The following is a 14,299-nucleotide window of genomic DNA, read 5'->3' as shown; positions in this document are numbered from 1 at the left end:
CCCCGGCGCCTGCCGAGACGAGCACCGCCGGGACGGGCGGCGCGGGTACCGGGACGGGAGGCGGCGGCTCGGCCGGTGCGCCGCCGTCGGGCACCGCGGTCACCGCCACGGGCGACGTGCCGGTAGGTGGCGCGGTGTCGGTCCAGGTCGACGGTGCCCCCTACCTCGTGACGCAGCCCGAGGAGGGGACGTTCGAGGCCTTCAGCGCGATCTGCACGCACCAGGGCTGCACGGTCGCGCCGGGCGACGGCGAGCTCGACTGCCCGTGCCACGGCTCCCGCTTCGACCTGAGCACGGGCGACGTGATCGCCGGTCCGGCGCCCACGCCCCTGCCGCGTCTCGCCGTCACGGTGAGCGGCACCGACGTCGTCACCGCCTGACGGGTCGCGGGCTCGTCCGGCGGGGAGCGGACCTCTGCGAGAGGCGGGCGCACCGACCGCCTGCCGGACGTCCACCCGTCCCTCACGGACGGCTTCGTAGACTGTCCTGGTGACCACTCCTCTTCTCGAGTCCCCGGACGACGCACCCCAGGCGGGTGCCTCCACCTCGCAGCCCCGCACGCACGCCGCGGCGCAGGTGCACCTCCCGGTCCGGTCCGAGCACGCGGGGATCGAGCCGTACGGTGCCCCGCAGCTCGACGTGCCCGTCCTGCTCAACGTCAACGAGAACCCCTACGCGCCCTCGGCCGAGGTCGTGGCGACCATAGCGGCCGACGTCGCGACAGCCGCCGCGACGCTCAACCGCTACCCCGACCGCGACTTCCTGGGCCTGCGCCAGGACCTCGCCGACTACCTCGCGGGGGAGTCGGGCGTGCGCGTGGCCCCCGAGCAGGTCTGGGCCGCGAACGGCTCCAACGAGGTCATGCTGCACCTGCTCCAGGCCTTCGGCGGCCCCGGGCGCACCGCGCTCTCGTTCGCGCCGACGTACTCGATGTACCCCGAGTACGCCCGCGACACCTCGACCGCCTGGGTCACCGGGCGGCGCGCGGAGGACTTCACGCTCGACCCCGAGGCCGCACGCGCCGCGATCGTCGCGCACGCCCCCTCGGTGATCCTCCTGGCCAGCCCCAACAACCCGACGGGCACGGCCCTGACCCGCGAGGTCGTCGAGGCCGTGTGCGAGGCGGCGCTCGCGGTCACCCCGCACGGCGCCGAGCCCGGCACGTCGGCCGTCGTCGTGGTCGACGAGGCCTACGGAGAGTTCCGCCGGGCCGGGGTGCCCTCCGCGCTCGAGCTGCTCGAGCGCTACCCGAACCTCGCGGTCTCGCGCACCATGTCCAAGGCGTTCGCGCTGGCAGGCGCCCGCGTGGGCTACCTCGCCGCGTCGACCACGCTGGTCGACGCGCTGCGCGTCGTGCGCCTGCCGTACCACCTGTCGGCCGCGACCCAGGCGGTCGCGCGCGCGGCCCTCAAGCACTCGTCCTCGCTGCTGGCCCAGGTCGACGCCCTGCGCGCCGAGCGGGACGCGACGGTGACCTGGCTGCGGGCCCAGCGCCCCGCTGCTCTGGGCGGCGCCGCGCTGCAGGTCGCCGACTCGGACGCGAACTTCGTCCTGTTCGGCACGTTCCCGGACCGCCACGCGGTCTGGCAGGGCCTGTTGGATCGAGGCGTCCTCATCCGGGAGACTGGTCCCGAAGGTTGGCTGCGGGTGTCGATCGGCACACCGCAGGAGATGACGGCGTTCAAGGACGCCCTGGTGGAGGTGGCAGGACTGTGAAGCGCACCGCGCGCATCGAGCGCGCGACGTCGGAGTCGAGCGTCCTCGTCGAGCTGGACCTCGACGGGACCGGCAAGACGGACATCTCGACGACCGTCCCGTTCTACGACCACATGCTGACGGCCCTCGGCAAGCACTCGCTCATCGACCTCACGGTCCGGGCCACGGGCGACACGCACATCGACGCGCACCACACGGTCGAGGACGTCGCGATCACGATCGGCGAGGCGCTCAAGATCGCGCTCGGCGACAAGGCGGGCATCTCCCGCTTCGGCGACGCCATGGTGCCGCTCGACGAGGCGCTCGCGCTCGCGGTCGTCGACGTCTCGGGGCGTCCGTACCTCGTGCACGAGGGCGAGCCCGCGGGCCAGGAGTACCACCTGATCGGCGGGCACTTCACGGGGTCGCTCACGCGCCACGTGCTCGAGTCGATCGCGCACCACGCCGCGATCTGCATCCACGTGCGCGTGCTCTCGGGCCGCGACCCCCACCACATCGTGGAGGCGCAGTTCAAGGCCCTCGCCCGAGCGCTGCGGTTCGCCGTGGCGCCCGACGCCCGGGTCGACGGCATCCCGTCGACCAAGGGCGCGTTGTGAGCCCCGAGCCCACGACCCCTGCACAGCCCGACGGGTCCGAGCGCGGCCACGAGCTCAGCCACGGACCCGTCGACCAGCCCCACGGCGACCACGCGCCGCGGACGACCGAGACGGACGACATGAGCACCCCGCAGAACCCCGAAGAGCCCGAGCTGGACCTGGTGATCCCGGACGACATCTCGAGCCTGCTCTCCCCGACCTCCGACCCCGAGCTCGCGGTCCTCGTGACCCAGATCGCGGGCGCCGAGCCGCTGGCCGCCGCCTGCTCGCTCGCGCAGCTCGAGATCGACGCCGTGCCCACCGAGATCGGGGCCCTGGCCGTCCTGCACGACCTGACGGGCGACGCCCCGCAGCGGGCCGCGGCCGCGGTCTCGACCCTCGTCAAGGGCGTCCCGCTCATCCTGCTCACGCGCCGCGGCGAGCAGCTCAGCGCGACGCGCTGGCAGGACGGCGTCGAGGGCGACGTGCTCGCCCCAGGGCTCGTCCTCGGCGGCGCGCCCGAGGAGCTCGAGGACCTCGTCACGGGCCAGACGACCGTCGCGGAGCTCTCGGGCGTCGTCCCGAGCGCGGGGATCTCGCGCTGGAAGGCCATGCGCCTGCTCACGTCGACCGCCCGCAAGGCGCGCAAGAAGTGAGCGCCGGACCCGCGGTCGTCGTCCTCGACTACGGCTTCGGCAACGTCCGCTCGGCCGTCCGCGCGCTCGAGCGGGTCGGGGCGCAGGTCGAGCTCACGGCCGACCGTGCCCGCGCCTCGGAGGCCGACGGGCTCGTCGTCCCGGGCGTCGGCGCGTTCGCCGCCGTCATGGCCGGGCTCAAGGCCGTGCGCGGCGACCAGATCGTCGAGCGTCGCCTGGCCGGCGGCCGCGCCGTGCTCGGGATCTGCGTCGGCATGCAGGTCATGTTCGACGAGGGCGACGAGCACGGGACCCTCACCGAGGGGCTCGGCGAGTGGCCCGGCATCGTCGACCGCCTCGACGCGCCCGTCGTCCCGCACATGGGCTGGGACACCGTCCAGGTGCCCGAGGGCTCGGTGCTCTTCGACGGCATCGCGGACGAGCGCTTCTACTTCGTGCACTCGTACGCGGCCCGTCGCTTCCCGCTCGGAGTCGACGAGCCCGTGGGGCCCGCGTTCCGCGCCCCGCTCGTCACCTGGTCCGAGCACGGTGGCCCGTTCGTCGCGGCCGTCGAGAACGGCCCGCTGAGCGCGACCCAGTTCCACCCGGAGAAGTCGGGGGACGCCGGTGCGGCGCTCCTGGAGAACTGGGTCCGCTCGCTCTGACCCGTCCCGGGCGGTGTCCTGCGACCCTGCCCGCTCCCTTCATCCCGTCCATCGTTCTCGTGCATTCCCTCGGAAGGACCCCCTCATGACCGATCGTCTCGTCCTGCTGCCCGCCGTCGACGTCGCCGCCGGGCAGGCGGTGCGCCTCGTCCAGGGGGAGGCCGGCTCGGAGACCTCGTACGGTGACCCGCTGTCGGCGGCTCTCGACTGGCAGGCCGGGGGCGCCGAGTGGGTGCACCTCGTCGACCTCGACGCGGCCTTCGGCCGTGGCTCGAACGCCGAGCTGCTGGCCGACGTCGTCGCGCGCCTCGACGTCAAGGTCGAGCTCTCGGGGGGCATCCGCGACGACGAGTCGCTCGCTCGCGCCCTGGCGACGGGGTGCTCGCGCGTCAACCTGGGCACCGCCGCTCTCGAGAATCCCGAGTGGACGGCCAAGGTCATCGCCGAGCACGGCGACGCGATCGCCGTCGGGCTCGACGTGCGCGGCACGACCCTCGCGGCGCGCGGCTGGACCCAGGAGGGCGGCGACCTCTGGGAGGTCCTCGAGCGTCTCGACGCGGCCGGCTGCTCGCGCTACGTCGTGACCGACGTGACCAAGGACGGCACGCTGCGCGGCCCCAACGTCGACCTGCTGCGCGAGGTCGCCTCGCGCACCGACGCGCCCGTGATCGCCTCGGGCGGCATCTCGAGCCTGGCCGACCTCGAGGCGCTGCGTGCGCTGGTCGGCGAGGGCATCGAGGGCGCGATCGTCGGCAAGGCGCTCTACGCAGGCGCCTTCACGCTGCCGCAGGCCCTCGACGTGGCAGGCCGTCCGTGACCTCGGACCCGCACGCCGGTCACGCCCACGCGTCCGACCACGGCGCGGCGCCGTTGTCGAAGGGCAAGGCGCTGCCGCCGTCCTCCGGGTTCTCCGGGGACGACGGCTCGGCCGACCCGGCGCTGACCGCGGTCCTCGCAGCGTTCGTCGAGGGCGGGGCCAGCCTGACCCAGGTCGTCGCGCAGCTCGGCCGCTCGCGCCTGCTGATCCCGATCCTCGCCGAGCTCGTCACGGCGGGCGAGGGTGAGCACGGGCAGAAGGTCGACAAGGAGGCCGCGGCCGGCGTCGTCGCGCTCGAGGCCCCCGACGGCCGGCGTGCCCTCCCGGTGTTCTCGAGCGTCGCGAGCATGGCCGCCTGGCGGCCGGACGCCCGCCCGGTCCCCGTGGACGCGCCGCGGGCCGCGCTGTCGGCCGTGAGCGAGGACTGGTCGCTGCTGGTCCTCGACCCCTCGGGCCCGGTCACGGTCCTGATCCCTCGTCCTGCGGTGTGGGCGCTCGCGCAGGGCAAGGAGTGGGCTCCTGCCGTGGCCGACGGTCAGGTCGTGGCGGACGTCGCCGACGCGATCGCGGGTGCGGTCTCGGGAGTCGAGCACGTCGCGGCCGTCCGTGCCGAGACCGGACGCAGCGCCGAGGTCGCGGTCGTCCTCGCGATCGACTCGGGCCTGGACCGGCGGGGCCTCGATGCTGTCCTCGCCCAGGTCAACGCGGCCCTCGCGGGCAGCGACGTGGTCTCCGAGCGCGTCGACTCGCTCGAGCTGCGCATCGGCCGCGCCGACTGACCCACCTGCGCTGCGCCGTCGGGCATCCTGCGAGGACGCCCGACGGCGCGGACGCGCCCGCGCGGTCCGGTGCGTCCGCCGGCTCGCCCGGCGGGACCGCCTCAGCGGTGGCGACGTCCCAGGACCCAGCCGCCCACCAGGGCGAGCACCACGGCCACGGCCTGCCCACCCAGGATGACCTTGTTGAGGTCGAGCGCGGGATGCCACCGCGCACCCTCCGGGCCCACGACGTACACGCCCAGCGGGCGCACGCTCATGCCGTAGCCCCCGCCGCCGCCGGCTCCCTCGCCGCCTGCGTCGGGGGTGGCGGCCGGGCTCCCGTCGCCCGGCGCCTGCGCGCCGTCTCCCAGCGAACCCACTCCGTAGCCGTAGCCCGTGCCGGTACCGCCCCACACCTTGGCCACCGGCACCACGAGCGTCCCGTCGCGCTCGTAGGCCTCGCCGAAGACCTTGCGCACCGAGAAGGCGTCGTTCGCTGCGCGCGTGACGAACGTGGGGTCGGGCCGTCCTGCCGTGCTGGCGTCGTTGCTCATGCTTCGCAGCCTACGAGCACGCGGGCAGGGGCGCGAAGGCCGAGGTGTCGTCGAGCATCGACCGCAGCGTCGAGACCGGGACGAGCAACGAGGCGTTGCTCGACTTCGCGTACACGACGCCGATCACCTCGCCGTCCGCGTTGAGCGCCGCGGAGCCCGAGCTGCCGGGCTCGACCTGCGCGTCGGTCACGAGGACCTCGCCGAGGTTCGAGTGCAGCGGGTCCGTGGTGGTGCCCACGACGGTGCCCTGCGTGACCGTGAGCTGTCCGCCCTCGGGGTAGCCCACGACGGTCACGGCCTCGCCCTGGACCGGGTCCGCCGCGGCGAGCGTCGGGGCCGAGGGCAGGTCGTCGCTCGTGCGCACGATCGCGAGGTCCGCGAGGCCGGCCGCGCTGGCCGTCTCGACCTTGATGTCACGACCGTCGTACGTCAGCACCTGGAGCGACTTGGAGCCCTCCACGACGTGCTTGTTCGTGATGAGCGTGCGGTCGTCGAGCGCGAAGCCCGAGCCCGTCGAGAGCGACGAGCACCCGACGTTGCGGATGCGCACGGCCATGCGCTTGACCGCGTCGAACCCGTCCGGGGAGAGGTTCTCCGAGCCCACGGGCTCCGCCTGCTGGGCGAAGCTGGGCACGACCGAGCTGGGCATGGGCTCGGGGAGCTCGGGCAGGACGCCGCAGCCCCCGACCAGCGCCGCGAGCAGCGGGACGGCAGCGAGCAGCGCGGCCGGTCGCGGTCGACGGTGCTGCCCGTCGGCGCTCCGCCTCACTTGTTGAGCTCCTTCTGGAGCTCGGTGTTGGCGTCGGTCGCTGCCTTGCACAGCCCGTCGACCTGGGTCGCGAAGCGCGCGAGGTCGTCGGGGTTGTAGGCGTCGCGGTTGTTGAGGTAGCCGATGAGCTCGTCCTGGGCCGTGGTGCACTGCCCGAGGGCCGCGGCGACCGTGCCCGCGGCCTCGGAGATGCGGGCCTGGTAGTCGAGGTACTGCTGCGAGGCCACGTTCTCGTCGCCGAGCTGCGCCTTCTCGTTCGCGAGCTCGGTGATGCGCTCCTGCGTGGTCGCGAGCTGGGTGCGCGCCGACTCGAGCTCGGTGTTGGCGCCGTCGAGGTCGGCCGTGAGCTGGGCGACGTCCTCGCCCAGGCCGCGCGCCTCGGACTCCCACTGCGCGCTGCGGTCCTGCCAGCTCAGGGTCGTGACCAGGAGGTACGTGCCGAGCCCGAGCGAGGCGAGCAGCGCGACGCTCAGGACGACGATCGCGACGGTCTTGCCGCGCCCTGGTCGGGAGCGCCGGGCGCTGCTCGTCGAAGCGCTGCCGGGAGGACCCGCGGGGCTCGCCCCGGGCAGCGTCGCCGCGGCCTGGTAGGCGGACATCTGCGGGGATGCGTCGTCGGCGGCCAGGGAGTGTGCTGACGTCGGGGTGTGCGCCGGCGCCGGCGGGGCGCCGGGAGGAGCGGGCGGGGGAGGACCCGCCGGGCCGCTGGGCGGGGGCACGACGCCGTGTCCCCCGTGCGCGCTGGACGGCGGGGGAGGCGTCGGCTGCCCGCCCGACGGGGTGCTCAACTGACCGCGCCCGTGTACTTCTCGCCCGGGCCCTCGCCCAGGGCGTCGGGGTAGACCGAGGCCTCGCGGAACGCGAGCTGGAGCGTGCGGAGCCCGTCGCGCAGCGAGCGCGCGTGCTGGTTGCCGATGTCCGGGGCGGACGCGGTCACGAGGGCGGCGAGCGCGTTGATGAGCTTGCGCGCCTCGTCGAGGTCCAGGTGGCCCTTCTCGGCGGCGTCCTCGGCCAGGCCGCACTTGACGGCGGCGGCGCTCATGAGGTGGACCGCGGCCGAGGTGATGACCTCGACGGCCGCGACGTCCGCGATGTCCCGGGTGGCGTCCTGGGTGGTGGGGTCGTTCTCGGTTGTCATGGCTCCATCCTTCCAGAGCGCGGGCCGTGCGGGGACCCCGGGCGGCTCGTCACCGGCTGGGGCCAGGCCCAGGGGGACGCGGACGGCCGGGGTGAGCGGCGCCGTCGGGCCCGGTACCTCTCATCGAAGCAAATAGTGTGCCAAGCGCGAGGTGGCCGGAGTGCGCGCCGCCCCGGGCGGGCGGCGGGCCGAACGCCCGGAGGCCGGGCCCGCTGAGCGGACCCGGCCTCGGGGGTGGTGCACAGGCGTCCTGCCCGACGACGTCGCGCCGGTCAGGAGCGCGGGGTCAGGAGTGCGCGGGCTCGGACGTGACGCCCGGCTCGTCGGCCGCGAGCGGGGCGGCCTCGAGCGCGATGCGCAGGGCAGCGCCGAGGTTCGCGTCGACGTTGGTCCAGTACTGGATCGCGCGCTCACGGATCGCCAGGCTCTGGACGCCGCCGACGGCCCCCGTGATGGTCTCGAGGAAGCGGGCCTTGGCCGCGTCGTCGAACACCTCGCGGTAGAGCGTGCCGGCCTGACCGAAGTCGTCGTCCTCGGCGTGCAGCGTCGCCGCGGCCCGCGTCAGCTCGCCGTCCGACTCCCACGACCCGACCCCGGCGCGAGCCTCGTCGGCCACGGGGCCGCCCAGGCTGTTGGGGGCGTAGACCGGCGTCGAGGGCGCGTTGAACCCGTGACGCTGGGCGCCGTCCTGCGAGTAGTTGTGGACCGGTGCGGCGTGCGGCGCGTTGACCGGGATCTGGTTGTAGTTGGTGCCCACGCGGTAGCGCTGCGCGTCCGGGTAGGAGAAGACGCGGGCCATCAGCATCTTGTCGGGGCTGATGTCGATGCCCGGGACCGTGTTCGCCGGCGAGAACGCCGCCTGCTCGATCTCCGCGAAGAAGTTCTGCGGGTTGCGGTTGAGCGTGTGCGTGCCGACCTTGATGAGCGGGTAGTCGGCGTGCGGCCAGACCTTCGTCAGGTCGAACGGGTTGAAGCGGTAGGTCTTGGCGTCCTCGTACGGCATGACCTGGACGTGCACGTCCCAGGACGGGAAGCTGCCGGCCTCGATCGCCTCGTACAGGTCGCGGCGGTAGTAGTCCGCGTCGGCGCCCGCGATGAGCTCGGCCTCCGAGCCCTCCATCTCGACGTTGCCCTGGTTCGACGTGAAGTGGTACTTGACCCAGAAGCGCTCGCCCGCGGCGTTGATCCACTGGTAGGTGTGCGAGCCGAAGCCCGGCATCTCGCGCCACGAGCGCGGCAGGCCGCGGTCGCCCATGAGGTAGGTGACCTGGTGGGCCGACTCGGGGGACAGGGTCCAGAAGTCCCACTGCATGTCGGCGTCACGCAGGCCCGAGCCCGGCAGGCGCTTCTGCGAGTGGATGAAGTCGGGGAACTTGATGCCGTCGCGGATGAAGAAGACGGGGGTGTTGTTGCCGACGATGTCGTAGTTGCCCTCGGTCGTGTAGAACTTCACCGAGAACCCGCGCACGTCGCGCCAGGTGTCGGGGGAGCCCTGCTCGCCCGCGACGCTCGAGAACCGCTGGAGGGTCTCGGTGCGCGCGCCCGGCTGGAACACGGCCGCCTGCGTGTAGGCCGAGACGTCCTCCGTCACGACGAACTCGCCGAACGCGCCGCCACCCTTGGCGTGGACGATGCGCTCCGGGATGCGCTCGCGGTTGAACTGCGCGAGCTTCTCGACCAGGTAGCGGTCGTGCAGCGCGGTCGCGCCGTCCGCCCCGGAGGTCAGGGAGTGGGCATCGCTCGGGACGGGCGTGCCCGTCTGCGTGGTGGTGAAGGGGGTGTTCGTCATCGTCTTCTCCTTCAGGTGAGGGCTCTGTGGGCCCGGTGCCTGCTCGTGGGTAGGGGGCGGTAGGGACAGGTGCTCCGGGGGAGCGGTCAGGGGCTGGGGATGGCTCGGCGGGCTGCCGTGGTGCGGTGCCGGGCGTCAGTCCGCGCAGTCGGGGCACAGGCCCCAGTACGTGACCTCGGCCGTGTCGATCGTGAAGCCGTTGTTCCCGCTCGGGGTCAGGCACGGGGCGTGACCCACGGCGCAGTCGATGTCGGCGACCGCACCGCACGAGCGGCACACGACGTGGTGGTGGTTGTCGCCCAGCCGGCGCTCGTAGCGTGCGGGGTGGCCGGCGGGCTCGATCCGGCGGAGCAGGCCGTGCTCGGTGAGCGCGTTCAGGACGTCGTAGACCGCCTGGACGGACACCGACCCGAGGACCTCGCGGGTGGCCCGCAGGACGTCGTCCGCGTCGGCGTGCTGCTGCCGGGTCACGACGTCGAGGACCGCCAGGCGCGCAGCCGTGACACGGAGCCCGCTGTCGCGGAGCTCGGTCTCGTGGTCCGCGGGGCGGAGCGTCTTGTCGGTCGGCACGGTCCTACTCTAACCACACTTTCTGGAAGAGTTCCAACAATGGAGGGTGTCCAGTGCGTGTCGGGACGATGAACCCTTGTGGTGGTCGCAAGGTCCGGCGTGGGATCCTGGGCGGTGCTCGGGCGGCTCCTTCGCGCCGTGCCTTCGCGCGCGCGTGGGGCGGCGGCGTCCGGACGCGGGAGGCGGGACGGTCCGTGCGGGCTGGTCGCTCCTGGTCGTCACAGGACCCCCCGCCCGTGCGTGCTATTGTTGGTCGCTGACCGACCCGTAGGTTCTTGTCGAGGCTCCAGCAGGTGCTTCGAGAGGTGGACTACGGGTGCGCAAAGTGGATTCCATCCCACCTGAGCTTCAACTGCTGACGATCGTCACGACAGAGGCCGGGTCTCGGTCCGGAGCGTCGCCGTTCTTCACGGAGACGCGACGGTGTGTTCGTCGCACCCGCGACGACCCGATCGATGGCCTCCTCCCTGCGCTCTGGGACGGGGGCCTTTCCCGTTCCTGGTGGTCTACCGACGACTTCCTAGGAGCATCACATCAGCGAGCCTCGCATCAACGATCGGATCCGTGTCCCCGAGGTCCGACTTGTCGGCCCAGGTGGGGAGCAGGTCGGCGTCGTCCGCATTGAGGTCGCCCTGAGCCTTGCCCAGGACGCTGACCTCGACCTGGTGGAGGTCGCCCCCGACGCACGCCCGCCGGTGTGCAAGCTCATGGACTTCGGCAAGTTCAAGTACGAGTCGGACATGAAGGCCCGTGAGGCTCGCCGCAACCAGGCGAACACGGTCCTCAAGGAGATCCGTTTCCGTCTGAAGATCGACCCGCACGACTACGGCACCAAGAAGGGCCACGTCGAGCGCTTCCTCGCAGCGGGCGACAAGGTCAAGGTCATGATCATGTTCCGCGGCCGTGAGCAGTCGCGCCCGGAGATGGGTATCCGTCTCCTGCAGCGCCTCGCGGAGGACGTCGCGGAGCTCGGCTTCGTCGAGAGCTCGCCCAAGCAGGACGGGCGCAACATGATCATGGTGCTCGGCCCGGTCAAGAAGAAGGCCGAAGCCAAGAACGAGCAGCGTCGCCGCGCCCAGGAGGCCGAGCCTCGCCTGACGAAGTCGGCCGCCAAGGCCGGCAGCGTCGAAGCGCCCGAGGAGATCGAGGACGGCGTCGAGGCGCCGTTCGAGGAGATCGAGACCGGCGTCGAGGTGCCTTTCGAGGTGCAGGTCGCCGAGGCCGCAGAGATGGTCGCGTCGGCCGAGGCCGCAGCTGCGGTCAAGGCCGCTGCCGCTCCCGAGCCCGCACCGGCGCCCGTCGCCGAGGCTGCTCCCGCGGCAGCTCCCAAGGCGGCAGCGCCCCGCTCGTCCGCCCCCAAGGCTGCGCCCCGCACCTCGGCACCCAAGGCTCCCGCAGCCCCCAAGGCGGCTGCTCCGGCCGCGCCGGCCGCTGCGCCCAAGCCCGCGGTGGCTCCCAAGCCCGTCGCGGTGCCCAAGCCGGCCGCGATGCCCAAGCCTCCGGCTCCCCGGCCGGCAGCGCCCAAGCCCGGTACGGCTGCGAAGCCCAAGCCGGGTGGCAAGCCCAGCTGACCAACTGACACCGAGCCAGGCCCACCGGCCCCGGCCCGAACACGTCGGGTCCCTCCCGGGATCTCGACCAGACAAAGGAGAAACGGCAGCCATGCCGAAGAACAAGACGCACTCCGGCGCCAAGAAGCGGTTCCGCATCACCGGCAGCGGCAAGGTCATGCGCGAGCAGGCCAACAAGCGCCACCTGCTCGAGCACAAGTCGAGCACGCGCACGCGTCGCCTGTCTGCTGACCAGGTCGTCGCCCCCGCAGACGTCAAGAAGATCAAGAAGCTGCTCGGTAAGTGATCTGCCTGGTGGTCGCGCCCCGGCGCTGATCATCGCTGAATCCCTACCTGAGCCCCGAACTGCAAGGAGCATCACGTGGCACGCGTGAAGCGGGCGGTCAACGCCCAGAAGAAGCGCCGTACAACTCTCGAGCGCGCTGCGGGTTACCGCGGCCAGCGTTCGCGTCTCTACCGGAAGGCGAAGGAGCAGGTCACCCACTCCCTCGTCTACTCCTACCGTGACCGCAAGGCGCGCAAGGGCGACTTCCGTCGTCTGTGGATCCAGCGCATCAACGCTGCGTCCCGCGCCCAGGGCCTGACGTACAACCGCCTCATCCAGGGCCTCAAGGCCGCTGGCATCGAGGTCGACCGTCGCGTGCTCGCGGACCTCGCGGTCAACGACGTGACCGTCTTCAACGCGCTCGTCCAGGCCGCCAAGGACGCGCTGCCTGCTGACGTGAACGCTCCGAAGGCTGCTGCCTGATCATCGAGCAGCGACTCTTCTCACCGGACGCCCGCACAGTGAACGATCTGTCCTCAGGTCGCCCCGTACCGTTCTCCCATCGTGTTCCCGAGGTCTCGAACCCTCGGAGCGACCGGGTCAAGGCGGTGCGGGCACTGTCCGGGCGTTCGGCGCGTTCGCGCCACCAGCAGTTCCTCGTCGAGGGGCCGCAGGGAGTGCGCGAGGCCGTCCGGCACGGTGCCCACCTGGTGCGCGACGTGTACGTGACCTCCTCCGCCGCCGAGCGCTACGCGGAGATCGTCGACGACGCCCTGGACCAGCGCCTGTACGTGCACCTCACGACACCCGAGGCGTTCGAGGCCATGAGCCAGGACGCTCAGGGCATCCTGGCCGTCGTCCGGGTCGAGGAGCTCACGCTCCACGAGGTGCTCGCGCGCGGCCCCCGGCTCGTCGCGGTCCTCGCGACCGTCCGTGACCCGGGCAACGCCGGCACGGTCATCCGCGCAGCCGACGCGGCCGGGGCGGACCTGGTGGTGCTCGCGGGCGAGAGCGTCGACGTGCACAACCCCAAGGTCGTGCGCTCGACCGCGGGATCCCTCTTCCACCTCCCGGTCGTGACCGGTGCGGGTCTCGAGGAGACCGTCGACGCGCTGCGCGCCGCCGGGCTCTCGGTCCTCGCGGCGGACGGCGCGGGCGACCACGACCTCGACGACCTCCTCGACGTGGCGGGCAGCGCTCCCAGCGGCACCCCGGACCTGGCCCGACCCACGGCGTGGGTCTTCGGCAACGAAGCCTGGGGGCTGCGCCCTCAGGACCGTGAGCTGTCCGACGCGGTCGTGAGCGTCCCCCTCCGTGGTCTGGCCGAGTCGCTCAACCTCGCGACGGCGGCCACGGTGTGCCTCTACGCCTCGAGCCGGGCGCACCGTCCGCGCGTCACGGACGAGGCCCCGTGAGGGGACGGTCGGCGAGGCTCTTCGCTGCCCTCTACCCCTCGGACGAGGCGCTCGACCACCTGGGCCTGGCGCTGTCGGCCCTCGGCGCGGTGGCCCTCGACGACGGTCGGCCGTCGCTGCGCTGGACGCCGCGCGACCTCATGCACCTGACGGTCGCATTCTTCGGCGAGGTCGCCGACGGGGCGGCCGAGGACCTGGGGCGCGCCCTCGACGAGGTCGCGGACACGACCGAGCCCCTCACGCTGCACCTGCGCGGGGCCGGCACCTTCGAGGACCGCATCCTGTTCGCCGGGGTAGGTGGCGACGCTGAGGCGCTGCGCCGCCTGAGCGCCGCGACCGCGGAGGCGGCCTCCGACGTCGGGCTGCGGCTCGACCGACGGCCGCGCCAGCGCGCCCACCTGACCGTGGCGCGCGCCTCTGGGCCGCGCACGAGCGGGCGGCGCAAGACCGACCCGCGCCCCACGAGCCCCGGGCTCGCGGAGCTCGCGCACGCCCTGGCGGTCTACGAGGGGCCACGGTTCACGGCCGACGCGCTGTGCCTGGTCGAGTCGATCCCCGGGGCAGGGCGCAGCGGAGGCCCGTCGTACGAGGTCGTGCGGACCTCGCAGCTCGGCGTGCGTCGCTGACGAGCCGCTGACGAGCCCGGGTCAGCCCTGGGCGCCGCCCCAGACGAACGCCGCGACCATGAAGCCGAGCAGCAGGCCGTATACGCGTGTCCAGGCCCGCAGGGCGCCGGGCACGGGGACGGCGTCCGTGCGCCGGCGGGTCGTGGCGTACCGGACGACCCAGGCGACGACCGTCGCGACCGTCGAGACCCCCAGGGCCATGCCCCCGATCCCCACGGGCAGGAACACCGCCGCGTCGTCGAGCGTCAGCCCGCGCGCCGAGCACGTCCCGAGGTAGGCCGCGCCCACCACGGCACCCAGCACGAGCATCCACCGGGCCGTCCGCCAGAACCCGGCGGGCGGCTCGTCGTCCGTCGTCGGGCGAAGGGCCGTCCGCGCGGCCGGGTCGGCGTCGCGCACGAGCGCCTCGACGCCCGACGGCGGAGCGTCCGGCGGG

General features: G+C 73.1%; 19 protein-coding genes. 12 read left to right on the top strand and 7 right to left on the bottom strand.

Features of this window, described 5'->3' with window-relative positions; genetic code table 11:
- The 7 genes from OERS_RS19415 to OERS_RS19385 all read left to right on the top strand — a co-directional run.
- A partial coding sequence (locus OERS_RS19415) for a Rieske (2Fe-2S) protein (protein ID WP_068627660.1) occupies positions 1-380 on the top strand: 380 nt, incomplete at its 5' end.
- A 196-nt stretch (positions 381-576) separates the two neighbouring features.
- Positions 577-1,716, top strand: a complete 1,140-nt coding sequence (locus OERS_RS19410; RefSeq protein WP_068627666.1) for a histidinol-phosphate transaminase — start codon at positions 577-579, stop codon at positions 1,714-1,716.
- Positions 1,713-2,312, top strand: a complete 600-nt coding sequence (gene hisB, locus OERS_RS19405; protein ID WP_056648875.1) for an imidazoleglycerol-phosphate dehydratase HisB — start codon at positions 1,713-1,715, stop codon at positions 2,310-2,312. Before OERS_RS19410 ends, hisB begins: the two co-directional genes overlap by 4 nt.
- The gene (locus OERS_RS19400) at positions 2,309-2,947 is read left to right on the top strand and encodes a hypothetical protein (protein ID WP_248948771.1); all 639 of its coding nucleotides are present in this window, start codon (positions 2,309-2,311) and stop codon (positions 2,945-2,947) included. Before hisB ends, OERS_RS19400 begins: the two co-directional genes overlap by 4 nt.
- Positions 2,944-3,591, top strand: coding sequence for an imidazole glycerol phosphate synthase subunit HisH (gene hisH / locus OERS_RS19395; RefSeq protein ID WP_068627659.1), 648 nt, complete (start codon positions 2,944-2,946; stop codon positions 3,589-3,591). The genes OERS_RS19400 and hisH overlap by 4 nt, the downstream gene beginning before the upstream one ends.
- Positions 3,592-3,676: 85 nt before the next feature.
- Entirely contained in the window at positions 3,677-4,408 is a 732-nt protein-coding gene (priA, locus tag OERS_RS19390) for a bifunctional 1-(5-phosphoribosyl)-5-((5-phosphoribosylamino)methylideneamino)imidazole-4-carboxamide isomerase/phosphoribosylanthranilate isomerase PriA (protein WP_056648878.1), read from the top strand.
- Positions 4,405-5,187 (top strand): SseB family protein, encoded by a 783-nt coding sequence (locus OERS_RS19385; RefSeq protein ID WP_409365934.1) that lies wholly within the window; start codon positions 4,405-4,407, stop codon positions 5,185-5,187. The genes priA and OERS_RS19385 overlap by 4 nt, the downstream gene beginning before the upstream one ends.
- A gap of 101 nt (positions 5,188-5,288) precedes the next feature.
- Here the strand turns inward: OERS_RS19385 and OERS_RS19380 are convergent, their stop codons facing one another.
- From OERS_RS19380 to OERS_RS19355, 6 genes are all read right to left on the bottom strand, one after another.
- Positions 5,289-5,720, bottom strand: a complete 432-nt coding sequence (locus OERS_RS19380) for a spore germination protein GerW family protein (protein ID WP_082848606.1) — start codon at positions 5,718-5,720, stop codon at positions 5,289-5,291.
- Between the two features lie 10 nt (positions 5,721-5,730).
- Positions 5,731-6,489, bottom strand: a complete 759-nt coding sequence (locus OERS_RS19375) for a S1 family peptidase (RefSeq protein ID WP_231907552.1) — start codon at positions 6,487-6,489, stop codon at positions 5,731-5,733.
- Complete coding sequence (locus tag OERS_RS19370; protein WP_231907553.1) at positions 6,486-7,088, bottom strand: hypothetical protein; 603 nt, start codon at positions 7,086-7,088, stop codon at positions 6,486-6,488. Before OERS_RS19370 ends, OERS_RS19375 begins: the two co-directional genes overlap by 4 nt.
- A gap of 185 nt (positions 7,089-7,273) precedes the next feature.
- On the bottom strand, positions 7,274-7,627 hold the full coding sequence (locus OERS_RS19365; RefSeq protein ID WP_056648882.1) for a DUF1844 domain-containing protein: 354 nt from the start codon (positions 7,625-7,627) through the stop codon (positions 7,274-7,276).
- Between the two features lie 286 nt (positions 7,628-7,913).
- Positions 7,914-9,416: a catalase gene (locus tag OERS_RS19360; RefSeq protein WP_068627658.1), complete on the bottom strand. Its 1,503-nt coding sequence runs from the start codon at positions 9,414-9,416 to the stop codon at positions 7,914-7,916.
- A 135-nt stretch (positions 9,417-9,551) separates the two neighbouring features.
- Positions 9,552-9,986: a Fur family transcriptional regulator gene (locus OERS_RS19355; protein ID WP_068627657.1), complete on the bottom strand. Its 435-nt coding sequence runs from the start codon at positions 9,984-9,986 to the stop codon at positions 9,552-9,554.
- 533 nt (positions 9,987-10,519) lie between these two features.
- Here OERS_RS19355 and infC point away from each other — a divergent pair.
- From infC to thpR, 5 genes are all read left to right on the top strand, one after another.
- On the top strand, positions 10,520-11,557 hold the full coding sequence (infC, locus tag OERS_RS19350) for a translation initiation factor IF-3 (RefSeq protein ID WP_082848607.1): 1,038 nt from the start codon (positions 10,520-10,522) through the stop codon (positions 11,555-11,557).
- A 91-nt stretch (positions 11,558-11,648) separates the two neighbouring features.
- Positions 11,649-11,843: a 50S ribosomal protein L35 gene (gene rpmI / locus OERS_RS19345; RefSeq protein WP_030150472.1), complete on the top strand. Its 195-nt coding sequence runs from the start codon at positions 11,649-11,651 to the stop codon at positions 11,841-11,843.
- 75 nt (positions 11,844-11,918) lie between these two features.
- Positions 11,919-12,305, top strand: coding sequence for a 50S ribosomal protein L20 (rplT, locus tag OERS_RS19340; protein WP_030150471.1), 387 nt, complete (start codon positions 11,919-11,921; stop codon positions 12,303-12,305).
- A 38-nt stretch (positions 12,306-12,343) separates the two neighbouring features.
- Entirely contained in the window at positions 12,344-13,237 is an 894-nt protein-coding gene (locus OERS_RS19335) for a TrmH family RNA methyltransferase (RefSeq protein WP_231907554.1), read from the top strand.
- Positions 13,234-13,863 (top strand): RNA 2',3'-cyclic phosphodiesterase, encoded by a 630-nt coding sequence (thpR, locus tag OERS_RS19330; RefSeq protein ID WP_068627655.1) that lies wholly within the window; start codon positions 13,234-13,236, stop codon positions 13,861-13,863. The genes OERS_RS19335 and thpR overlap by 4 nt, the downstream gene beginning before the upstream one ends.
- A gap of 21 nt (positions 13,864-13,884) precedes the next feature.
- On the opposite strand, the gene OERS_RS21665 is transcribed toward thpR, so the two are convergent.
- The coding region (locus tag OERS_RS21665) for a hypothetical protein (RefSeq protein WP_211268523.1) at positions 13,885-14,299 on the bottom strand (415 nt) is incomplete at its 5' end.

The sequence above is a fragment of the Oerskovia enterophila genome (genome assembly GCF_001692445.1).
GTDB lineage: Bacteria > Actinomycetota > Actinomycetes > Actinomycetales > Cellulomonadaceae > Oerskovia > Oerskovia enterophila.
The sequence above is the reverse complement of the archived record's forward strand: the minus strand, read 5'-3'. Positions and strand labels throughout refer to the sequence as shown.

What these genes read in the sequence shown, in the direction of transcription:
- priA (WP_056648878.1), top strand. Translation starts at nt 3,677, where the DNA reads ATGACCGATCGTCTCGTCCTGCTGCCCGCCGTCGACGTCGCCGCCGGG.
- OERS_RS19380 (WP_082848606.1), bottom strand. Translation starts at nt 5,720, where the DNA reads ATGAGCAACGACGCCAGCACGGCAGGACGGCCCGACCCCACGTTCGTC.
- OERS_RS19370 (WP_231907553.1), bottom strand. Translation starts at nt 7,088, where the DNA reads ATGTCCGCCTACCAGGCCGCGGCGACGCTGCCCGGGGCGAGCCCCGCG.
- OERS_RS19365 (WP_056648882.1), bottom strand. Translation starts at nt 7,627, where the DNA reads ATGACAACCGAGAACGACCCCACCACCCAGGACGCCACCCGGGACATC.
- OERS_RS19360 (WP_068627658.1), bottom strand. Translation starts at nt 9,416, where the DNA reads ATGACGAACACCCCCTTCACCACCACGCAGACGGGCACGCCCGTCCCG.
- rpmI (WP_030150472.1), top strand. Translation starts at nt 11,649, where the DNA reads ATGCCGAAGAACAAGACGCACTCCGGCGCCAAGAAGCGGTTCCGCATC.